This window comes from Massilia sp. (assembly GCF_046293535.1).
Lineage (GTDB): Bacteria > Pseudomonadota > Gammaproteobacteria > Burkholderiales > Burkholderiaceae_D > Telluria.
Genome location: NZ_JBKBOV010000008.1, coordinates 70,165 through 91,810, shown reverse-complemented (window position 1 = coordinate 91,810; position 21,646 = coordinate 70,165). Strand labels below are relative to the sequence as shown.

Here is a 21,646-nt window from a genome sequence, read left to right as displayed (position 1 = left end):
ATGACCCTACTTGGCCTGCGCTGCAGGCGCGCGCAGGAAGGACGGCACGAAGCCGGTCACCAGCGCCGTGCCCACCAGCACGATGCCGGACCCGAGCAGGGTGTGCCAGCCGATCACCTCGTGCAGGAAGATCGCCCCCCACAGGATCCCGAACATCGGGTTCAGGAAGGTCACCGTCAGTGCCGAGGTGGTGCCGACCTCCTCGATCAGCTTGAAGTAGAGGATGTAGGCGATGCCGCTGCAGACCACCCCCAGCGCCAGCACCGCGGCCCAGATGCCGGCCGTCGGTTCGCCCGGCGCCGGGAAGAAGGGAAGCGCGGGGATCACGAACAGGGTCGCGGCCCACATCGAGCCGTGCGCGTTGGCGAACGGCGGCACCGCCTTGGCCGACTTGGCGTACTGGCTGGCGATGCTGTAGCAGAAGGCCGCCACCAGCGCGGCCGCGATCGCGAGCGCGGCGCCGGGACGCTCCGACACATGGTCAAACCCGACCAGCAGGGCCACGCCGGCCGTACCCAGCACCAGGCCGAGTCCGGTGCGCGCCGATACCCCCTGGCGCGCCCATACGGCGCCGACCAGTGCGCCGAACATGGGCGCGGTGGCGTTCAGCACCGACAGCACCGACGCCGACAGCGTGCGCGCGGCGAAGGCGAACAGCAGGAAGGGCAGGGCCGAGTTGAAGAAGCCCAGCATCAGGTAGTGCTTCCAGTGCTGGCGCAGGTCGAGCGGGATTCCCTTGCCGCGCCGGTGCATCACCCAGGCCACCCCTAGCAGGAACAGGGCCGCGAACAGCACCCGGTATTCGATCAGCACGGCCGGGCCCAGCACGGGCGCGGCGATGCGCATGAAGAGGAAGGAGCCGCCCCAGATGGCGGCCAGCGCCACCAGGCGCAGCATGTTCACGGTATTCATTGGGGCACTTGCGGGACAAAGTTTCGATGGTGGCGGCAGGACGCAGGCTGCGCCATCCGTTTCTTGCTACTGCTTGCCAACGCATGCGGGCCGGGGCGCCTCACGCGGCCGCGTCACGCAGTACGCTGCAGGCCGCGCCGCCGGCCGGCCGTGAGGCCGCGGCAGCAGCCGCATGCGGCACCAGGAGGTCGGCAGGCACGCCGTTCTTCACGGCCGTCATTTCGGCCATGATCGACACCGCGATCTCGCTCGGGGTCTTGCTGCCGATGTAGATGCCGATCGGGCCGTGCAGGCGCGCCAGCTGGGCTTCGCTGAGGTCGAACAGCCTGAGGCGTTCGCGGCGCTTGTCGTTGTTGAGGCGCGAGCCGATCGCGCCCACATAGAAGGCCTCGGACCTGAGCGCCTCCATCAGGGCCAGGTCGTCCAGCTTGGGGTCGTGGGTGAGGGCGACCACCGCGCTGCGCGCATCCAGGCGTGCCTCGATCACCAGGTCGTCCGGCATGGCATGCACCAGTTCCACGCCGGCCAGGTTCCAGCCGCTGCGGTACTCCTCGCGCGGGTCGCACACGACCACGCGGTAGTCCATGCCGCTGGCGATCTGCGCCAGGAAGCGCGACAGCGGGCCGGCGCCGATGATGTACAGGCGCCAGCGCGGACCGTGGATGGTGGCCAGCTCGCCGTCCTGCACGCGCAGGATGGCGCCGGCTTCGGCGCGCGCCAGGGTGACCGCGCCGCTCGCAAGGTTCACGCGGCGCTCGACCAGTTCGCCCTCGGCGAGCCGCGCCAGCAGTTCGCGGATCCGGCTGTCCCCCGAGAGCGGCTCGATGGCCAGTTCGATGGTGCCGCCGCAAGGCAGGCCGAAGCGGTGCGCCTCGTCGGCGCTGATGCCGTAGCTGACGATCTCGGGACGCGCCAGCTCGATGCCGTTGCGGCGCACCTTCTCGATCAGGTCGTCCTCGATGCAGCCGCCCGAGACCGAGCCGGCCACGCTGCCGTCGTCGCAGATGGCCAGCAGCGCGCCGATCGGGCGCGGGCTCGAGCCCCAGGTCTTGATGACCGTGACCAGCTGGCAGCGGCGGCCACTGGCGAGCCAGGCGTCGCAGGTCTTCAGTACGTCGAGGTCGATGCTGTCCATGAGGGCGGCCGCACGGGCGGCTGGGTGGTCGGAATGGACAATGATACAAAAAACGGGCGCGCTCTGCCGGGCAGGACGGAACAGAGGCGCAGGGCTGCGCCTCCGGTGGGATGCGATGAGGCTCGGTCAGCTGCGTGGAGGGAGGCGGGGATGGCGTTCTGGATGGCGAGCCTGTCCAGTGGAGCAGCCAAGCGCAGCGACGTGCTGCTGGCCGCGGCGCTCGGCGAGGAGCACCGCGCGGGCGCGCTCACCAGGGACGGCTACCTGATCGGACAGGAAAGCCTGGCCCAGGAACGCGGCTGGCTTTCCTCGAGCGGCGACGACCGGCTGGAGGGTGGCAGCGGCGACGACCTGCTGGTCGGCGGCGACGGCTTCGACACGGCCGTCTTCGCCGGCGCGCGCCACGATCATCGCATCCTGTTCGGCGCCGACGGCACGCTGCGCGTGGCCGACGACATCGATCGTTCGGTGGACACCCTGTCGGGCATCGAGGCGGCCGAGTTCGCGGACGGCACGCTCGACCTGGGCTTCCTGGCGAAGGATCCGGGCCTGGTCGGCGCGGCCGGCCTGTTGTACCAGGCGGTGCTGGACCGTGCAGGCGATGCGGCCGGACTGGCATGGTGGCTGGGCCTGGGCCTGTCGGCGGGCCAGATGGCGCGCGCCTTTACCGGCAGCAGCGAGTTCCAGGCGCGCTTCGGCGCCATGGACGATGCCGAATTCGTGCGGGCGCTCTACGCCAACTCGAGCCTGGACGCATCGGCGGCGGGCGGCATGGCGGCGTGGGAGAACTATTTGCAGGGCCATTCGCGCGCCGAACTGGTGGCTGCCTGGATCGCGCAGGACAGCGTGCAGGCGGCGCACTACGGCAACCAAGGCATCTGGCTGCTGTAATCAGGAAGACGCTGCGCTGCAAACGAGAAGGGGGCCGATCCCGCAGGATCGGCCCCCTCGTCCTTGTGCCTCAGCGTGCCCGGATCAAGGCGTCAGCGGCCTGTTGGCCGACTTCTTCGACTTGACCTCGGCCACCGCCTTGTCGATCGCAGCAAGGCGCTGCGCCAGCGCGGGGTGGTTGGCGGTGTGGCCGTTCATGACCGTCGCCGGGTAGCTGTCCGCGAAGCGCTTCCAGAACCCGGAGATGCCGTCGACACGGTAGTCGGCGCGCGCCAGCAGGTAGACCGCGAGGCGGTCGGCGGCGCTGTCGAGCCCGGCCGGCATGGCCTTGATGCCGCCGCTGCCGATCAGCATCGAGGTGTCCGGCGCGATCCGGGTGAGGTTGTCGATGATACTGCCGATGGTGGCGGCGTTGCGCTGGCTGGCCGCGTGGTTCAGCATGTTGTGCGCCATCGTGTGCGCCACCACGTAGGCCAGTTCATCGTCGTTCTGCACGAAGCCCATCATGCCGCGCGTGACCATCACGCGCTGGCCGTCGGCATAGGCGTTGACGTTGTCCGCGTTGCCCAGTTCGATGCCGAAGGCGCAGGCGCGGGTGACGGGAACCGTCACGTCGCGCTGCGAACCGCGGCGCTCGATGGTCAGCGGCAGGCTGGCCTGCTTCTGCACGATGGGGCCGAACACGGCGCCGGCCTGCGACAGCGCATTCGGGCCGGTGGGCAAAGGCTTGCCGCCCGCGGCCACCAGTTCGTCGCCGTTGCGCAGGCCGGCCTTGGCGGCGCCGCTCCCGGCCAGGACATTCGTCACCTGCAGGCGTTCGCCCATGCCGAGCACGGCGTGCGCGGCGTCGTTGTAGCTGCCGGGGTAGGTGTAGCGGTTCTTGGCGGTGAAACCGAGCAGGTTGCGCGCGTGGCGCGTGCACAGTTCGGCATTGTCGATGAGGAGAGGCGCGGCCACCTTGTACAGGCGGTCCTGCAGGTTCGCCATCCTGGTGAGGGTCTCGGCCGCCGCCGCCATCTCCGGGGTCACTTGCGGAGCGACCGGCTCGAGGGAGCCGGTCGGGCGCCCTTCCACCGGCTGCATCGGTCCCTGCGTGGCGCAGGCCGACAGCAATACGGCGATGGAGATACCCAGCGCAGTCTGGCGCAAACGATTTATGCGGAACATGGTCCTCCTTATCCGGTGCTTGGTTGTTATTGTTTGCCGGTGCTACCGAAGCCTCCGGCGCCCCGTTCGCTCGATGCGAACTCCTCCACCACGTTGAAGCCGACCTGCAGCACGGGCACGATCACGAGCTGGGCCAGGCGGTCGAGCGGCTGCAGCGTGAAGCTGGCGTGGCCGCGGTTCCAGGTCGAGACCATCAGCTGTCCCTGGTAGTCGGAGTCGATCAAGCCTACCAGATTGCCGAGAACGATGCCGTTCTTATGGCCGAGTCCACTGCGCGGCAGGATCATGGCCGCATAGCCCGGGTCGCCGATGTGGATCGCCAGGCCGGTCGGCACCAGCACCGTCTGGCCCGGCTCGATGACGAGCGGGGCGTCGATGCAGGCGCGCAGGTCCAGGCCCGCGCTGCCGGGCGTGCCGTAGCTCGGGAGCAGTTCCTTCATGCGCGGGTCGAGGATCTTGAGGTCGATGTTCTTCATGCTGTTCTGATGCTTTTTCATGTGAGGAGCGAACGCTGTTCGAGGCGCTTCGCGATTTCGGAGACCAGCTGGCGCGCCAGGCTCAGTTTGTCGGCGCGCGGCAGCACGGTGTGGCCGCTCTCGTCGAACAGGATGATGGTGTTCTCATCCTGCCCGAAGGTCTGGGGCCCGATGTTGCCGACCAACAGGGGAATGCCTTTCTTCTCGCGCTTGGCCGCGCCGAATGCCATCAGGTTTTCGGATTCGGCGGCGAAGCCCACGCAATAGGGCCAGCCGGACAGCGAGGTGGTGGCGGCCACCGAGGCCAGGATGTCGGCGTTCTGCACGAACTCCAGCTGGGGTGCGCCCCCGCCTTCCTGCTTCTTGATCTTCTGGCCGCTGGCATTGGCCACGCGCCAGTCGGCCACCGCGGCCACGCCGATGAAGACGTGCTGCCCCTGGATGCCCGCGATCACGGCGTCGTGCATCTGCTGGGCCGTGAGCACGTCGATGCGGCGCACGCCGTGCGGGGTGCTCAAGGAGGTCGGTCCGCTCACCAGGGTGACCTCGGCGCCGGCTTCGCGCGCCGCGCGCGCCACCGCATAGCCCATCTTGCCCGACGAGAGGTTGGTGATGCCGCGCACCGGATCGATCGGCTCGAAGGTGGGGCCGGCCGTGATCAGGACGCGCCGGCCGGCCAGCACCTTGTGCTGGAAGGAGGCGATCAGTTCATCGACCAGTTGTTCCGGCTCGAGCATGCGGCCCAGGCCGGTCTCGCCGCAGGCCTGGGAGCCGGCCGCGGGGCCGAACAGGCACAGGCCGTCGTCGAGCAGTTGCCTGACGTTGCGCTGGGTCGCCGGGTTCTCCCACATCTCGACGTTCATCGCCGGCGCCACCAGCAGCGGCACGCGGCGCGGGCGCGCCACGCACAGGGTCGACAGCAGGTCGTCGCAGGCGCCGTGCGCCAGCTTGCGGATGAAGTCGGCCGAGCAGGGCGCGATCAGGATCGCGTCGGCGTCGCGCGTGAGGTCGATGTGGGCCATGTTGTTGGCCATGCGCGGGTCCCACTGGTCGGTATAGACCGGCTGGCCGGACAGGGCCTGCATGGTCACCGTGCCGATGAAGTGGGTGGCCGCTTCGCTCATGACCACCTGCACGTTGGCGCCTTCCTTGACCAGGGAACGGCACAGCTCCGCCGCCTTGTAGCAGGCCACGCCCCCGGTCAGGCCGAGGACGATCTTCTTGCCCTTGAGGTCCATGCTCATGATGACTCCGGATTCGATGCTTGTCAGGACTTGTTCACGCGCCGCAGCTCGTCGAGGACGAACAGGGCCGCGCCGACCGAAATGCCGATGTCGGCGATGTTAAAGGCCGGGAAGTGGCCGATGCCCTTCCAGTAGAAATCGAGGAAGTCGATCACGTGGCCGTGGACCACGCGGTCGATGCCGTTGCCGATGGCGCCCGCCATGATCAGGGCCAGCGAGAAGCAGAACAGGCGCTGGCTGGCGTTCTTCTTCATCATGTACAGGCAGAAGCCCACCGCGCCGATGGCGATGCCGAGGAACAGCCAGCGCTGCCAGCCGCCGGCGTCGCCGAGGAAGCTGAACGCCGCGCCCGGGTTGTAGACCTTGATCAGGTTGAAGAAGCTGGTGATCGGCAGCGTCTCGGCATAGGCGAAGGTGCGCTCGACGGTGAGCTTGGTCACCTGGTCGAGCAGGACGATGATCATTGCCAGGCCGAGCCATGGGAACAGGCTGGCGGAGGACTGGTAGCCGGGCTTGGCGCCCGGGGAAGCTTTTTTGGTTTTGGTGGCCATGGTCTCAGGTCGGTGCCGCCATGCCGGCATCAAGGCCGGCATGGCGGTAAAAGCCCGTGTGGGCTCAAGCGTAGCGGCGGGCTTCGCCGCTGCCGAACAGGTTGCTGGTGCAGCGGCCGCACAGGCCGGCGTGCGCTGGATCGTGACCGACGTCGCGGCGGTAGTGCCAGCAACGCTCGCACTTTTCCGCTTCCGACGGGGTCACGCTCACCGCTTCGCCGGCGGCGTCGGCCACTTGCTCCACGTTGGCCTGCGAGGTGATGAAGACGAACTTCAGGTCATCCTCGAGGCTGGCCAGCAGCTGGAATTTTTCGCCGGCGGCCTTGATCGCCAATTCCGCCTGCAGGGAGGAGCCGATGGCGCCCGAGGCGCGCACTTCTTCCAGCTGCTTGGTGACATCGGCACGCACTTCGCGCAGCGCGGCGTACTTGGCCAGCAAGGCGTCGCCGTCGGCGACTTCCGGGAAGGCCCACAGCGTTTGCGTGAAGATGGTCTCGTCGGAATCACGATAGGCCTGCTGGCCCGCGAACACCGCCCAGGCTTCCTCGGCGGTGAAGGACAGGATCGGCGCCATCACGCGCAGCAGCGCGTGGGCGATGTGCCACAGCGCGGTCTGGGCCGAGCGGCGGGCACGCGAGTCCACGCCGCTGGTGTACAGGCGGTCCTTCAGGATGTCGAGGTAGAAGCCGCCCAGGTCTTCCGAGCAGTAGTTCTGCAGGCGCGACACCACCGGGTGGAATTCGTAGCGCTCGAAGTGGCCGGCGATGTCGTTCTGCAGCTGGGCCATCGCGGCGATCGCATAGCGGTCGATCTCCAGCAGTTCGGCCACAGGCACGGCATCCTTGGCAGGGTCGAAGTCCGAGGTATTGGCCAGCAGGAAGCGCAGGGTATTGCGGATGCGGCGGTAGGACTCGGTCACGCGCTTGAGGATTTCTTCGCCGATCGACAGCTCGCCCGTGTAGTCGGTCGAGGCCACCCACAGGCGCAGGATGTCGGCGCCGAGCGTATCGGAGATCTTCTGCGGCGCCAGGGTGTTGCCGAGCGACTTGGACATCTTCTTGCCGTTCTCGTCGACGGTGAAGCCGTGGGTCAGCAGCGCCTTGTAGGGCGGGCGGCCGTTGAGCATCGAGGACGTCAGGAGCGAGGAGTGGAACCAGCCGCGGTGCTGGTCCGAGCCTTCCAGGTAGAGGTCGGCCGGGAAGGCGGATTGTTCCTTGTGCGAGCCGCGCAGCACGGTCTGGTGGGTCGAGCCCGAGTCGAACCACACGTCCAGCGTGTCCTTGTTCTTCTCGTAGTTGGCGGCGTCCTCGCCCAGCAGCTCGCTCGGCTCCAGCTGCTGCCAGGCCTCGATGCCTTTTTCTTCGATCAGCATGGCGACCTGTTCGAGCAGTTCCGGCGTGCGCGGATGCAGCTCGCCGGTTTCCTTGTGCAGGAAGAAGGCCATCGGCACGCCCCACTGGCGCTGGCGCGACAGGGTCCAGTCCGGACGGTTGGCGATCATGCCCTGCAGGCGCGCCTGGCCCCAGTCCGGGAAGAAACGGGTCTCGGCGATGCCGGCCAGCGCGCTGTCGCGCAGGGTCGGGCCGCCGTCCTTGGGCGTGACGTCCATGCCGGCGAACCACTGGGAGGTCGCGCGGTATACGATCGGGGTCTTGTGGCGCCAGCAGTGCATGTAGCTGTGGTCGAACATCTTCAGTTCGAACAGGGCGCCCGCGCCGCGCAGGGCTTCGCAGATCGGTTTGCTGGCTTCCCAGATGGTCAGGCCGCCGAACAGCGGCAGGCTCGAGGCGAAGCGGCCGTCGCCCATCACCGGCTTGAGGATCTCGTCGTCCTTCATGCCGTGCGCCTTGCAGGACTGGAAGTCTTCCAGGCCGTAGGCAGGGGCCGAGTGGACCACGCCGGTGCCGCTGTCGACCGTGACGTAGTCGGCCAGGTAGACCGGCGAGCTGCGGTCGTAGAACGGGTCCTGGGCGTGCAGCGGGTGCTTGAAGCGGATGCCCGCCAAGCTGGCGCCGGGGGCGGTGGCGATCACCGTGCCTTCCAGCTTGTAGCGCTGCAGGGTGGCTTCGACCAGGTCCTGCGCCAGGATCAGCAGCAGCGGCCCACCATCGCGCTCGGCCTGCACCAGCGCGTATGTCACTTCCGGGTTGGCGTTCAGGGCCTGGTTCGACGGGATGGTCCACGGGGTGGTGGTCCAGATCACGATGAAGCCGTTGGTGGTCGGCAGCGAGGCGAGGCCGAAGGCGCTTGCTACTTTCTCTGGTTCGGCAAACGGGAAGCCGACGTCGATCGCCGGGTCGCGCTTGTCCTGGTATTCCACTTCCGCCTCGGCCAGCGCCGAGCCGCAATCGAAGCACCAGTTCACGGGCTTGAGGCCGCGGTACACGTAACCTTTTTCGAGCAGCTTGCCCAGTGCCCGCAGTTCGTCCGCCTCGTTACCGTAGGCCATGGTCATGTAGGGGTTTTCCCATTCGCCCAGCACGCCCAGGCGGATGAAGCCGGCGCGCTGGCGGTCGATCTGCTCGAGCGCATAGGCGCGCGCCTTCTGCAGCACCTCGGCGGTCGGCAGGTTCTTGCCGAACTGCTTTTCGATCTGGATCTCGATCGGCATGCCGTGGCAGTCCCATCCCGGCACGTAGGGCGCGTCGAAGCCGGCCATGGTGCGCGATTTCACGACCATGTCCTTCAGGATCTTGTTGACCGCGTGGCCGAGGTGGATGTCGCCGTTCGCATACGGCGGGCCATCGTGCAGGATGAACTTGGGGCGACCGGCGGCCGCCTTGCGGATGCGCTGGTAGATCTTCTTGTCCTGCCACTGCTTGACCCAACCCGGTTCGCGCTTGGCGAGGTCGCCGCGCATCGGGAAGGGCGTGTCGGTCATGTTGACCGGGTATTTGCTCTCAGGCTTCTTGGCGCCCTTCTGGGCCTTGTTCTGTTCAGGTTTTGTATCGGACATAAGATTCTTCTCTAAGGGATTCGGATGAGGTGCGCGCCCGGGCCGCGCGTGCGCCGGTGTCGGCGCGCCTGGTGACAGGCGTCAAATTCGGTCGGTCGCGGTGAGCGCGCCGTTGCGGTGCGCGAAGAAGGCGCGCGCCTGGACAGCATCGCCTTCGATCGCGGCGGTGAGCCTGGGCAGGTCGACGTATTTTTCCTCGTCGCGCAGTTTGGCGAGGAATTCGACCCTGACCATCTTGCCGTAGGCCGGCTGGTCGTAGTCGAACACGTGCACCTCCAGCAGCATGCGCCCCTGGTCCTCGACGGTAGGGCGCACGCCGAGGCTGGCGACGGCCGGCAGGGGCTGCTGCGCCAGGCCGTGCACCTGCACCACGAAGATGCCGCACAAGGCAGGGCGGTGCGTCACGCGCAGGTTCAGGGTCGGGAAGCCCAGGGTGCGGCCGAGCTTCTGCCCGTGGATCACGTGGCCCGACATGGCGTAGGGGTGGCCCAGCAGTTCCTGCGTGGCGCCGAAATCGCCGGCGGCCAGCGCTTCGCGCACGGCCGAGGAGGAAATGCGGCGCTGGCCCAGCATCACGGCGTCGAGGGTCTCGACCTGGAAGCCGTACTCGCGGCCGGCTTCCAGCAGCATGGCGATGTCGCCCGCGCGCCTGGCGCCGAAGCGGAAGTCGTCGCCGACCATCAGCCATTTGACGTGCAGGCCGTCGACCAGCACGCGCTCGATGAAGTCGCGCGGCGACTGGCTGGCGAAGTGTTCGTTGAAGTGCTCGACGATGACGCGGTCGATGCCGGCGGCGGACAAGTCTTCCAGCTTGTCGCGCAGGTTGGCGATGCGGGCGGGGGCTTTGGACAGGTCGCCCATCTTCCGGGCGAAGTATTCGCGCGGATGCGGTTCGAAGGTCATGACGGCGGCTTCGATCCCGAGTTCGACGGCGGCGCCGCGCACGTGTGCCAACAATGCCTGGTGGCCACGGTGGACACCGTCAAAGTTGCCGATCGTGAGGGCGCAGGGTGCGCGCGCCCTGTCGTTGGGTAGTCCGCGAAATACCTTCATCAATGCTTCCAGTGGCGCAGCCGGCCGGTCCGGCGCGAAATACCTGATTATACGGTAACTCGCATGTTGCACAGCAACGATGCCTTCGGTGGGGGAATGGACAAGAGATGCGTCCGCGCAATAAAAAACGCCGCCTGCGAACAGGCGGCGTCACGAACTCGCTCGGAGCCGGGCGCTGGCTTAGCCGGCGATCGGACGATTGATCGCCATGATCCAGTAGCGGGCCAGGTCGGCGCTGCCGTCCTTGCCGCCCACGGTCTTGAGCGTGCTGATGGCCTGCTGCTTCTTGCCGGCCACGGCATAGGCTTCGCCCAGGCGCAGCTTGGCTTCGTCGGCGTAACGCAGGCCGCCGGTCTTGATGGCGGCTTCCATCATCTTCAGACCCTTGTCGGCCTGGCCAGCCTGCACCAGCGCGTAGCCGAGGCCCACCAGCGCGTCGTTGTCCTTGGCGGCGGTGTATTCGGCTTCGAGGGCGGCGACGCCCTTGTTCTGGTCGGCCAGGTTCTTCTCGGCCAGGTCCTTCAGGCGCTTGTGACGCTCGGCATCCGGACCGGTGCCCAGGGCGCCGGCCTTGTAGCCCTTGTCGATGACCTTCAGCGCTTCGGCCGGGGCTTTCGCCTGCAGCACCAGCTGGGCCATTTCCATGAACTCGCTCGGCTTCTTCATCAGGTTGTTGGCCAGCTTCAGGCGGTAGACGTCCACGGCCAGGCGGCCCGAGAAGCCAGGCTTGCCCTGCACGCGGTTCAGCAGGTCGTTCCAGTATTGGGCCTTCGGGTAGCTGGCGGCCAGCTTCTCGATGGTCTGCACATAGCCGGCCTTGTCGTTCTTCTTCAGCTGGATGTTCGCCAGCATGCCGAGTTCGTCTTCGCTCAGGCGGCCGCTCTGTTCGGCTTTGCGCAGTTCCTGCTCGAGCGCGGCGACGTTGCCCTGCTTGTAGTAGTTCTGCAGCAGGTAGGCGCGCAGCTTCGGATCGTTACCCTTCTGCAACAGCTTCAGGATGGTGGCGTTCGCCTTGTTCAGGTCGCCGGCGCGCATGTAGATGCCGACCAGGCCTTCCGAGAACTGCGAACGCTCGCTGGCGCTCAGCTTGCCCGAGTCGAGCAGCTTTTCGAACGAAGCGGCGGCGGTGTTCCAATCGCCTGCCGACGAGGCTGCCGAAGCGCGTACGCGCTCGATCAGGAAGCGTTCGTCATCGGTCTTCGCTGCCTTGTCCGCGTCGCGCAGGGTAGCCAGTGCACCCTTGGCATTGCCTTGCTTGATTTGCGACTGTGCCTGCTGCAGTGGCTTGCCGAGTTCCGGGCGCAGGGTGACTTGGGCGTGTGCGGGGGCCAGGCCAATGACCGGCACGGCGGCGGTAAATCCTACGGCAGCCAGTGCAAGGCCAAGGTGTGCGAGACGAAATTTAATCATCTGAAAACATCCTTCTTCAAAATGGACACGGCAGGGAAACCCTGCCGTGTTGGTCAAACATGGATCGATTACTGGAACTGCTCGTTACCGACCATGCCGATCTTGGTGACGCCGAGACGCTGAGCGGTTGCCATGACACCGGCCACTACCTTGTACTCGACCAGCTTGTTCGGACGCAGGTGCACTTCCGGCTGGTTCGGCATTGCGGCAACGCCGTTCATCTTGGCTTCCAGATCTGCACGACTCGGGACAACCTGGCCATCCCACAGGATGGTGCCGTCGAAGTCCACGTCGATCGTGACCACGACCGGCTGCTCGTTCGTCTGCGGTGGCGGGGTGCCGACCGGCATGTTCAGATTGACCGAGTGGTCTTGTTTCGGAATCGTGATAATCATCATAATGATGAGAACGAGCAGGACGTCGATCAGCGGCGTCATGTTCATTTCCATCATCGGTTCCGGATCGGCTCCTTTAGCGGAGCCCGAACCTATGTTCATGCCCATGGTGTTTCCTTTTCAAATGTTGGGGTCTCGGACGCGATATCAAGGTCTTCCGTGGAAAACCCCGATATCGCGGACAGGGTGTTAGCCCTTGTCAGGCGGTTCGATAATGAAACCGACCTTCTGAATCCCAGCACGCTGAGCCGTGTAAATCACCCGGCCGATCGCTTCGTAACGCGACTCCTGGTCGCCACGAACTTTCACTGCCGGTTGCGGCACTTTCACCGACTGCTCCGCGAGGAACTTGAACAGCTCGTCCGTGTTCGCGAGGCGCGTCTGGTTGTAGTACATCTCGCCATCTTTGTTGATGGTGATGTTGACGTCTTCCGGCGTAGGCTTGGTAACCTGGTTCGTCTCTGCAGGCAGGTTCACTTTCTGCAGATTCAACACCACCGGGCTGGTGATCAGGAAGATGATCAGGAGAACCAACATGATGTCCACGAGGGGCGTCGTGTTGATCTCCGACATCACGGCATCTTCATCTCCGGAATCGGAGCCGACACTCATCGACATGATTAGCCAGCCTTCTTAGCACCAGCGGCAGCGTTCGAGGTCGACATGGCACCCGAGATCAGGACCGAGTGAACGTCGGCCGAGAACGAACGGATGTCTTCCATGACCGACTTGTTACGACGAACCAGCCAGTTGTAACCCAGAACCGCCGGGACTGCAACGAACAGACCGAACGCGGTCATGATCAGTGCTTCACCCACCGGGCCTGCCACTTTGTCGATCGATGCGTTACCCGACATACCGATGGCGGTCAGCGCGTTGTAGATGCCCCAGACGGTACCGAACAGACCGATGAACGGCGAGGTCGAACCGACGGTTGCCAGGAACGACAGGCCGTCTTGCAGACGCGACTGGACGCGGTCCACGGCGCGCTGGATCTGCATGGTCACCCAGGTCGACAGGTCGATCTGCTCGAGCAGGGCGCCGTCGTGGTGCTGGGTTGCCTTGGTGCCGGTTTCAGCGATGAAGCGGAACGGCGAGCCTTCTTTCAGCTGAGCCGAGCCAGCGGCGATCGACGGTGCTTTCCAGAACTTGGCCGAAGCGTCCTTCGACTGGCGCATGATCTTCTGCTGGTCGATCAGCTTGGTGATGATGATGTACCACGAACCGATCGACATCAGCGACAGGATGATGATGGTGCCCTTGTTGACGAAGTCGCCGTGCATCCACATGGCTTCGATGCCGTATGGGTTGATGACTTCTTCGGTTTCAGGAGCGGCCGCAGCAGCTGCGTCGCCAGCCGGAGCAGCTGCAGCGTCGGTAGCAGCAGCGTCAGCCGCCGGTGCCGCAGCGTCTGCAGCCGGGGCAGCCGCGTCAGCCGCCGGAGCGGTGGCGCCTGCGGCAGGAGCGTCGGCGAAGGCCGGTGCGGAGACCAGGGCCGATGCCGTCATTACCGAGAACAGGACAGCCGCCAGCATAGCGGACAAACGGGTATTCTTAAACATGCTTCCTCCAAAAATATAAAATAGACAGTTCGCTGAACTAATTAACAACGAAAATCATAGAGTTGAGACGATGTTCTGTCTCGGTTTTATTCCAGCGTCCAGACGTACTGCACCGCTGTCCACGCCTGTTGCGGCTGACCATCAACAGTGGCCGGCTTGAATCGGCATTTGCTCAGGGCCGATTGTGCGGCCCGATCCAGATCGCGGAAGCCGGACGACTTCTGCAGCTTGGATTCCATCACTCGACCATCGACACCGATCAGGAACTGCAGGGTCGTGGTACCGGTTTCTTCGTTACGCTGCGACGAGCGCGGATATTCCGGACGTGCGCAAGTATTAAAGTCTGCCACTGCCTCGGTACGGCTCGGGCCTGCAGGACGCGCTGGCGCTGGTGCCGGCGGTGCCGGCGGGGCCGGCGGGGCCAGGGTCGTGGTCGGCGGCGGCGTGTTGGTCGCCGTCACGATCGTGTTCTGCGGCGGCGGCGGTTGCTGCACCTGGACTTCGACCGGCGGGATGAACGGCGGTGGCGGAGCCTTCATTTCCGGCGGCGGCGGCGGTGGCGGCGTCTCCGGCGGTGGCGGCGGCTTCACCTCTTCAATCAGCTTCGTTTCAACGGACTCAGTTACCTTTTCCACGATCCGGGTGCCCAGGCCATTGACAAATGCCCAAGCGACCACCACGTGCAACAGGATAACAATGGCGAGACCGGTGTAATTCTTTCCCGGGTTCTTATCATGCGTAAAATTCATGCCATCTTTCTCCAATACCAACTCTTTTTTGTTGCCACTAAACCCACTAAACACGACAAAAACCTAGGGCCGCATCTGGGACATCAAAGAATTATACCTACGAATTCTTTTTTGAGGAGACATTTTTACACCCCTGAAGGGATGCTAACTGCCTGTAAAAACAGGCAAAGAAGCTCATCTATACAAGTCCCGCAGTCGTGCGTGCGTGGTCCAGAAAGCAGGGGGTGATTGTAATTTTGTGTAGCGGTTTTCCTCCATCTGTGGATCATGAGGCAGCTAACATGGTTTTGCCGAATTTTCCATGCCAGGGCACGCACATAGCAAATTTCGTATGACGCCGCCTCGGTATTTACGAAAACTATAGCTAGTTTTGCCGAAGCGGCGCGTACTGTTGAGCAGATGCCGAACGCGATTCTCTCCCGCCAAACTCATAGCTAAAACTCATGGGAGAGCCCCGTCTTGATATGCTTCAGTTGTGCTTTTGATAAGCGCTTTGCGGATATCTGCTTCTCATGCATAGCAAAACTACATGGATTTGGACGTTTTGAACAGTGTGTTTGCGTACTGAAGCGCAAAAAAATTACGTCGGGATGGTCATTTGGGCGGCTAGAGGGTAGTAAGGCGGTGCGCGAGGCGATGGAAGCCAGTGCTAGGTTGCAAGGGTAGACTTTTCGCCGTGCGGACACCGCGGTGGCACCAGCCGCGACCCCGGAAAGTGGCCTGTTCGGCCCCGGCAGGGCGCCTTTCGTAGCGTCACTTATGCAGTTGGCGCATGTTCAGCGCGAATTGGTCCAGCCGAATCCCGCGCGCACGCATTATTACAGGAAAATTGCTTGGATGGCGCGGCCGAGCGTACAAATTTTTTGGCGCTGTCCACCTTCACTATGGATGAGCGCCGAACTGCTGAGCTGCTCCATGGTCGAACGCCTGTCACCACAGACGGGAACGACCATGCGCGCACCGCATTTCAAGAAGTGGTTTGCCAGGCTCCTTCACTGAACCTGCCCCAGCGCCTGCAGACGCTGGCCGCCCTGCATCCCGCTGCCGGGCTGGACCAGGTGATTGCCCTCATCGGCCAGATCGGCGGCGCGATGCGTCGCTGCCCCAGTTGCGCATGCGAACGTTACTACCGGCATGGGCAAGCCAACGGCCTGCAGCGCTACCGCTGCCGCGCCTGCGGCCGCACTTATAACGACCTGAGCGGCACACCGCTGGCGCGGTTGCGGCTGCGTGGAAAATGGCTCGATTACCTGGGCACCTTGATCGACTCGACGTCGGTGCGCGCCGCCGCCAAGGAAGTCGGGGTGCACCGCAACACCGCCTTTCGCTGGCGCCACCGCTTCCTCAAAGGCCCGGAGCAGGACCAGCCACAGCGGCTGGGCGGCATTGCCGAAGCCGACGAAATCTTGCCGAACTATCTTGGATGGCGCCGGGCGCTCGATGGAGGACGGATCACGATGGCGGAGCAATTGCTGCGCATCGCGATCGGAGTCATCCATAGCGAACGGTGACAGCGCCAATTTTCTTGGATGGGGCGCTGGGGATTGCCGGCTTGCCGGAAACGGCGCCGTCGGTATCGCGCCAGGCTGGCGGAAGGATAAGGAGGGATAGGGAAGGGCAGCGCCGAAAGGCCGCTGCCCGGGGTGGCGTCAGCGGCCGCGCTTCTCGCGGCGGCACTCGAGGAAGCTGACCACGTGGCCGCTCGGGTCCACCGTTTCGAGCCTGACGTCGAAGCCCCACAGGCGCGCCACGTGCTTCAGCACCTCCTGCGCCTGCTGGTTCAGCGGTCGGCGGTTGAACTGCGTGTGGCGCAGGGTCAGGGCACGGTCGTCGCGCGTGTTGACCTGCCAGACCTGGATGTTCGGCTCGCGGCTGCCGATGTTGTACTGCTCGGCCAGTTTGTGGCGCACGTAGCGGTAGCCCTGCTCGTCGTGGATCGCCGAGATCGTCAGCTTGTCGCTGCGGTCGTCGTCGAGTACGGCGAAGAAGTGGAATTCGCGGATCAGCTTGGGCGAGAGGTACTGGGCGATGAAGCTCTCGTCCTTGAAGTTGCGCATCGCGAAGTCCAGGGTCTTCTGCCAGTCGCTGCCGGCGATGTCCGGGAACCAGGCACGGTCCTCGTCGGTAGGCTCTTCGCAAATGCGCCGAATGTCCGTCATCATCGCGAAACCGAGCGCATACGGGTTGATTCCGCTGTAGTAGGGGCTGGTCGCTGGCGGCTGGTAGACGACGTTCGTATGGCTTTGCAGAAACTCCAGCATGAAGCCGTCGCCGACGATGCCCTCCTTGTACAGCTCTTGCAGGATGGTGTAGTGCCAGAAGGTGGCCCAGCCTTCGTTCATCACCTGGGTCTGGCGCTGCGGATAGAAGTACTGCGAGATCTTGCGCGTGATGCGCACCAGTTCGCGCTGCCAGGGTTCCAGCAGGGGCGCGTATTTCTCGATGAAGTAGAGCAGGTTTTCTTCCGGCTCCGGCGGGAACCGGGTCGGCGCCGTACTGGCTACCTGTTCCTCGCGCAGCGGCAGGGTGCGCCAGATTTCGTTGATCTGCGACTGGGCGTATTCCTCGCGCTCCTTCTGGCGCGCGGTCTCCTGCGCCACCGACAGCTTGGCCGGTCGCTTGTAGCGGTCGACCCCGTAGTTCTGCAAGGCGTGGCAGGAGTCGAGCAGTTCCTCCACGGCGTCGATGCCATAACGCTGTTCGCATTCGGCAATATAGTTCTTGGCGAAGACCATGTAGTCGACGATGGCGTCGGCATCGGTCCAGGTGCGGAACAGGTAGTTGCCCTTGAAGAATGAATTGTGCCCGTAGGCAGCATGGGCGATCACCAGGGCCTGCATCGTCAGGCTGTTCTCCTCCATCAGATAGGCGATGCAGGGATTCGAGTTGATGACGATCTCGTAGGCCAGGCCCATCTGGCCGCGCTTGTAGCTTTTTTCGGTCGTCAGGAAGTGCTTGCCGAACGACCAGTGGTTGTACGACACCGGCATGCCGACGGACGTGTAGGCGTCCATCATCTGCTCGGCGGTGATGATCTCGAGCTGGTTGGGATAGGTGTCCAGGCCGTAGCGCTTGGCCACCCGCTTGATTTCCTCGTGCGCCTGCTCGATCAGGTCGAAGGTCCATTCCGACTGGTCGGGCAGGGCGCGCGGATTGTTGGGGTCTCTTGGCATGGCGGGCCTCTTGTTTCTGCTCACTTCGGCTGTTTCTTGAACAGCTCGCGGAAGACCGGATAGATGTCGGCCGGGGTGACGATCTTCTGCATCGCAAAGTTCTTGTGACGGTCGGCCACCTCGCAATACTGCTCCCACAGGTTCTGCGGCGGACCGTCGGTGATCTCGACGTAGGTGTAGTACTGGACCCGCGGCATGATGGCGTTGTTCAGTATCTGCTTGCACAGCACCGAGTCGTTGTCCCAGTTGTCGCCGTCCGAGGCCTGGGCCACGTAGGCATTCCAGTCCGCGCTGCCGTAGCGCTCGGTGAGCACTTTCTGCAGCAGGTGCAGGGCCGAGGACACCACGGTGCCGCCCGATTCGCGCGAATGGAAGAACTCGTTCTCGTCGACTTCGGCCGCGGCGGTGTGGTGGCGGATGAAGACGACCTCGATCTTTTCGTAGACGCGCTTGAGGAACAGGTAGAGCAGGATGAAGAAGCGCTTGGCGGTGTCCTTGCGGGTTTCGTCCATCGAGCCCGAGACGTCCATGATGCAGAACATCACCGCCGAAGTACTCGGCTTGGGCACCTTGATCCGGTTCGAATAGCGCAGGTCGAAGGGGTCGATGAAGGGAATCGCGTTGAGCCGGATGTGCAGGTGGTGGATCCTGTCCTTCAGTTCGATCACCTGTTCATCATCCGAAGGCGCGCCTTCGTCGAACAGGGCCCGCAGCGCTTCCTCGGCTTCCTTCAGCTGGCGCTTGGCGGGGCCGCCGACGGCGATGCGGCGTCCAAGCGCGCCGCGCAGCGAGCGCAGCACGTGGATGTTCGAAGGCGTGCCGGACACGTTGTAGCCGGCGCGCTGGTTCTTGTATTCGATGGTCTGGGTGAGCTGCGTCTTGATCATATTCGGCAGCTCAAGATCCTCGAAGAAATAATTCATGAATTCTTCGCGCGACAGCTCGAAGATGAAGTCGTCCTCGACCGTCTGGTCGCTGTTGCCGGCACGCCCGCGCCCGGCGCCGCCCCCGCCGCTGCGCGGACGGTTGAACTGGTCGCCTTTCTGGTATTCGGTATTGCCCGGGTTAACGGTTTCCCAAACGCCTCCATGGGCATGGCCGAAATGGGGTTCGTTCACGTCCTTGACGGGGATCGTGACCTTTTCGCCGTTCTCGATATCGGTGATCGAACGGCCTTTGATGGCGCGGCCAACCGCGTCCTTGATTTGCGCCTTGTAGCGGCGCAGGAAGCGTTCGCGGTTGACCGCGGACTTGTTCTTGCCCTGCAAGCGACGGTCGATGAGATAAGTCAAACTAACCTCCTGTGGTGGCGGCGCGAAGAACCTGCTGCGCGTTGCATTTGCGGTCTGCGACGCTCACCGTACGTTTGTACGGTTGCGCTTCTCGACCGCAACTGCTGCCGCTCGCGACGGTTCTTCGCGCCGCCGATACGTTGCGGGCGGACTAGCGGAATCTCGATGCTTCTATCTTAATACGCACCGAGATCGCGCGTGCAGCGCACGCCTTTATTTTGCGGCGTGCGCTGGCCCTTGTCAGGAGGACTTCCTCACGCGCAGGTACCATTCGCACAGCAGGCGTACCTGCTTCGGCGTGTAGCCCTTTTCGACCATGCGGGCCACGAAGTCGGCATGCTTGTTGGCATCCTCGGTATTCGCTTTCGCATTGAACGAAATGACAGGCAGGAGTTCTTCGGTGTTCGAGAACATCTTCTTCTCGATCACGCTACGGAATTTCTCGTAGCTGGTCCAGGCCGGGTTCTTGCCGGCGTTGGTGGCCCGCGCACGCAGGCTGAAGTTGACGATCTCGTTGCGGAAATCCTTCGGGTTCGAGATGCCGGCCGGCTTCTCGATCTTCTCGAGTTCGGCGTTGAGCGATTCGCGGTCGAAGCTCTCGCCGGTGTCCGGGTCGCGGAATTCCTGGTCCTGGATCCAGAAGTCGGCGAAGGTCACGTAACGGTCGAAGATGTTCTGGCCGTATTCCGAATAGCTTTCGAGATAGGCGGTCTGGATTTCCTTGCCGATGAAATCGACGTAGCGCTGCGCCAGGTGTTCCTTGATATAGGACATGTAGCGCTGCTCGGTCTCCGGCGGGAACTGCTCGCGTTCGATCTGCTGCTCGAGCACGTAGAGCAGGTGCACCGGATTGGCCGCCACTTCGGTATTGTCGAAGTTGAAGACCTTGGACAGGATCTTGAAGGCGAAACGGGTCGACAGGCCGTTCATGCCCTCGTCCACGCCGGCGTAGTCGACGTATTCGTGCATCGACTTGGCCTTGGGATCGGTGTCCTTCAGGTTCTCGCCGTCGTACACCAGCATCTTGGAATAGATGCTCGAGTTCTCCGGATCCTTCAGCCGCGACAGGATCGCGAACTGCGCCATCATGCGCAGCGTGCCCGGGGCGCAGGGGGCCTTGTCGAGCGAGGAGTTGTGCAGCAGCTTGTCGTAGATCTTGATCTCGTCCGATACGCGCAGGCAGTAGGGCACCTTGACGATGTAGATACGGTCGAGGAAGGCCTCGTTGTTGCGGTTGTTGCGGAAGGTCTTCCACTCGGACTCGTTCGAGTGGGCCAGCACGATGCCCTCGAAGGGAATCGCGCCGAAGCCCTCGGTGCCCTTGTAGTTGCCTTCCTGGGTGGCGGTGAGCAGCGGGTGCAGCACCTTGATCGGCGCCTTGAACATCTCGACGAACTCCATCAGGCCCTGGTTGGCCAGGCACAGGCCGCCCGAGTAGCTGTAGGCGTCCGGATCGTCCTGGGCATAGTCTTCGAGCTTGCGGATGTCGACCTTGCCGACCAGCGAGGAAATGTCCTGGTTGTTCTCGTCGCCCGGCTCGGTCTTGGCGATCGCCACCTGCTTCAGGATCGACGGGTAGCGCTTGACCACGCGGAACTTGTTGATGTCGCCGCCGAACTCGTGCAGGCGCTTGACCGCCCACGGGCTCGGGATGGTGCGCAGGTAGCGCCGCGGGATGCCGTAGTCCTCTTCGAGGATGGTGCCGTCTTCTTCCTCGTTGAACAGGCCGAGCGGCGATTCGTTCACGGGCGAACCCTTGATGGCGTAGAAAGGCACCATTTCCATCAGGTGCTTGAGCTTTTCCGCAATCGAGGACTTGCCGCCGCCGACCGGGCCGAGCAGGTAGAGGATCTGCTTGCGTTCTTCCAGGCCCTGGGCCGCGTGACGGAAGTAGGAGACGACCTGCTCGATCACTTCTTCCATGCCGTAGAACTCGCGGAAGGCGGGATAAATCTTGATGACCTTGTTGGCGAAAATGCGCGACAGACGCGGGTCAAGGCGGGTGTCGACCAGGGTCGGTTCGCCGATCGCGGCCAGCATGCGCTCCGGCGCGCTCGCATAGGTCAGAGGGTCCTTCTTGCACAGTTGGAGGAACTCCGACATGGAGTATTCCTCTTCGCGGGTACGCTCGTAGCGGGCGGTATAGTTGTCAAAGATGCTCATTTCGAATGTCCTCAAGGTTACGAACAACGATCACTGGCAGCCGACTGTGCAAGGGCTGCCTCAGGCCCCGGTCTTTATTGGCGTGCTCCTTGTGGGTCGCGCACCTGGCGCCGGGATCACCGGGGCCGTGGATGCTGCGATTTTCTTGTTGTCGTACCGGACGTACCCGAATATGGCCGCTCCGGTCTCCCGTTGCTTGGAGAGCGTCTTTTTTTTGCGTTTGTGAAATTTATTATGTGCCTATTAGTTCCCGAAGTCAAAGCGTGTCGTGCGCGCTGGTACTGCATATGCAAGTGCTTGAATCGTATAAGAAAAGCTGAGTTCCAAAGGCGCCGGGAGAGCATGCGGAATGCGCTCCCGACAGGCCGTTTCAGGGCGGTTTCGAAGCGGTCGATTCAGTCCGCTTCAGCCTGCTTAAATACCAACTTTGTGAGCCGATAGTGCACGATATGCTCAAGCTGTGGCGCACGCGAACCGTCAATACGGACCCCCATTTTTGCCTGTGACGGAAGGGGTG

18 protein-coding genes are annotated in these 21,646 nt (G+C 63.8%); 2 read left to right on the top strand and 16 right to left on the bottom strand.

Going from position 1 to position 21,646, the window contains the following annotated elements:
• Window positions 1-6 precede the first annotated feature (6 nt).
• Together ACK4S9_RS06780 and ACK4S9_RS06775 are read right to left on the bottom strand one after the other, a co-directional pair.
• Window positions 7-912 carry a DMT family transporter gene (locus tag ACK4S9_RS06780; RefSeq protein WP_409723263.1) on the bottom strand — a complete coding sequence of 302 codons (906 nt, stop codon included), beginning with the start codon at window positions 910-912 and terminating at the stop codon, window positions 7-9.
• Window positions 913-1,012: 100 nt separating this feature from the next.
• Window positions 1,013-2,047, bottom strand: a complete 1,035-nt coding sequence (locus ACK4S9_RS06775; RefSeq protein ID WP_409723260.1) for an XdhC family protein — start codon at window positions 2,045-2,047, stop codon at window positions 1,013-1,015.
• Window positions 2,048-2,197: 150 nt separating this feature from the next.
• On the opposite strand from ACK4S9_RS06775, the gene ACK4S9_RS06770 reads away from it, so the two are divergent.
• On the top strand, window positions 2,198-2,938 hold the full coding sequence (locus tag ACK4S9_RS06770; protein WP_409723257.1) for a DUF4214 domain-containing protein: 741 nt from the start codon (window positions 2,198-2,200) through the stop codon (window positions 2,936-2,938).
• A gap of 84 nt (window positions 2,939-3,022) precedes the next feature.
• On the opposite strand, the gene ACK4S9_RS06765 is transcribed toward ACK4S9_RS06770, so the two are convergent.
• The 11 genes from ACK4S9_RS06765 to ACK4S9_RS06715 all read right to left on the bottom strand — a co-directional run bounded on the left by ACK4S9_RS06765 (window position 3,023) and on the right by ACK4S9_RS06715 (window position 14,501).
• Window positions 3,023-4,105 carry a M48 family metalloprotease gene (locus ACK4S9_RS06765; RefSeq protein ID WP_409723254.1) on the bottom strand — a complete coding sequence of 361 codons (1,083 nt, stop codon included), beginning with the start codon at window positions 4,103-4,105 and terminating at the stop codon, window positions 3,023-3,025.
• 26 nt (window positions 4,106-4,131) lie between these two features.
• Window positions 4,132-4,581: a dUTP diphosphatase gene (dut, locus tag ACK4S9_RS06760; RefSeq protein WP_409723427.1), complete on the bottom strand. Its 450-nt coding sequence runs from the start codon at window positions 4,579-4,581 to the stop codon at window positions 4,132-4,134.
• A 17-nt stretch (window positions 4,582-4,598) separates the two neighbouring features.
• Window positions 4,599-5,819 carry a bifunctional phosphopantothenoylcysteine decarboxylase/phosphopantothenate--cysteine ligase CoaBC gene (coaBC, locus tag ACK4S9_RS06755; protein ID WP_409723424.1) on the bottom strand — a complete coding sequence of 407 codons (1,221 nt, stop codon included), beginning with the start codon at window positions 5,817-5,819 and terminating at the stop codon, window positions 4,599-4,601.
• Between the two features lie 29 nt (window positions 5,820-5,848).
• Window positions 5,849-6,376 carry a signal peptidase II gene (gene lspA / locus ACK4S9_RS06750; protein WP_409723251.1) on the bottom strand — a complete coding sequence of 176 codons (528 nt, stop codon included), beginning with the start codon at window positions 6,374-6,376 and terminating at the stop codon, window positions 5,849-5,851.
• A gap of 64 nt (window positions 6,377-6,440) precedes the next feature.
• Window positions 6,441-9,332 carry an isoleucine--tRNA ligase gene (ileS, locus tag ACK4S9_RS06745; RefSeq protein WP_409723248.1) on the bottom strand — a complete coding sequence of 964 codons (2,892 nt, stop codon included), beginning with the start codon at window positions 9,330-9,332 and terminating at the stop codon, window positions 6,441-6,443.
• Between the two features lie 81 nt (window positions 9,333-9,413).
• Entirely contained in the window at window positions 9,414-10,385 is a 972-nt protein-coding gene (locus ACK4S9_RS06740) for a bifunctional riboflavin kinase/FAD synthetase (protein WP_409723246.1), read from the bottom strand.
• Between the two features lie 180 nt (window positions 10,386-10,565).
• Window positions 10,566-11,795 carry a tetratricopeptide repeat protein gene (locus ACK4S9_RS06735; protein WP_409723243.1) on the bottom strand — a complete coding sequence of 410 codons (1,230 nt, stop codon included), beginning with the start codon at window positions 11,793-11,795 and terminating at the stop codon, window positions 10,566-10,568.
• A 68-nt stretch (window positions 11,796-11,863) separates the two neighbouring features.
• Window positions 11,864-12,298 carry an ExbD/TolR family protein gene (locus ACK4S9_RS06730; protein WP_409723240.1) on the bottom strand — a complete coding sequence of 145 codons (435 nt, stop codon included), beginning with the start codon at window positions 12,296-12,298 and terminating at the stop codon, window positions 11,864-11,866.
• Window positions 12,299-12,379: 81 nt separating this feature from the next.
• Window positions 12,380-12,808, bottom strand: coding sequence for an ExbD/TolR family protein (locus tag ACK4S9_RS06725; RefSeq protein ID WP_409723237.1), 429 nt, complete (start codon window positions 12,806-12,808; stop codon window positions 12,380-12,382).
• A gap of 2 nt (window positions 12,809-12,810) precedes the next feature.
• Window positions 12,811-13,752 carry a MotA/TolQ/ExbB proton channel family protein gene (locus tag ACK4S9_RS06720; protein ID WP_409723235.1) on the bottom strand — a complete coding sequence of 314 codons (942 nt, stop codon included), beginning with the start codon at window positions 13,750-13,752 and terminating at the stop codon, window positions 12,811-12,813.
• Between the two features lie 86 nt (window positions 13,753-13,838).
• Window positions 13,839-14,501: an energy transducer TonB gene (locus ACK4S9_RS06715; RefSeq protein WP_409723232.1), complete on the bottom strand. Its 663-nt coding sequence runs from the start codon at window positions 14,499-14,501 to the stop codon at window positions 13,839-13,841.
• Window positions 14,502-15,334: 833 nt separating this feature from the next.
• On the opposite strand from ACK4S9_RS06715, the gene ACK4S9_RS06710 reads away from it, so the two are divergent.
• Window positions 15,335-16,012: a transposase gene (locus tag ACK4S9_RS06710; RefSeq protein WP_409723229.1), complete on the top strand. Its 678-nt coding sequence runs from the start codon at window positions 15,335-15,337 to the stop codon at window positions 16,010-16,012.
• Between the two features lie 138 nt (window positions 16,013-16,150).
• Here ACK4S9_RS06710 and ACK4S9_RS06705 read toward each other — a convergent pair whose 3' ends face one another.
• From ACK4S9_RS06705 to ACK4S9_RS06695, 3 genes are all read right to left on the bottom strand, one after another.
• On the bottom strand, window positions 16,151-17,674 hold the full coding sequence (locus ACK4S9_RS06705) for a SpoVR family protein (RefSeq protein ID WP_409723226.1): 1,524 nt from the start codon (window positions 17,672-17,674) through the stop codon (window positions 16,151-16,153).
• 20 nt (window positions 17,675-17,694) lie between these two features.
• Window positions 17,695-18,966, bottom strand: coding sequence for a YeaH/YhbH family protein (locus ACK4S9_RS06700; RefSeq protein WP_409723223.1), 1,272 nt, complete (start codon window positions 18,964-18,966; stop codon window positions 17,695-17,697).
• 240 nt (window positions 18,967-19,206) lie between these two features.
• Complete coding sequence (locus ACK4S9_RS06695; protein ID WP_409723220.1) at window positions 19,207-21,129, bottom strand: PrkA family serine protein kinase; 1,923 nt, start codon at window positions 21,127-21,129, stop codon at window positions 19,207-19,209.
• Between the last annotated feature and the right edge of the window lie 517 nt (window positions 21,130-21,646).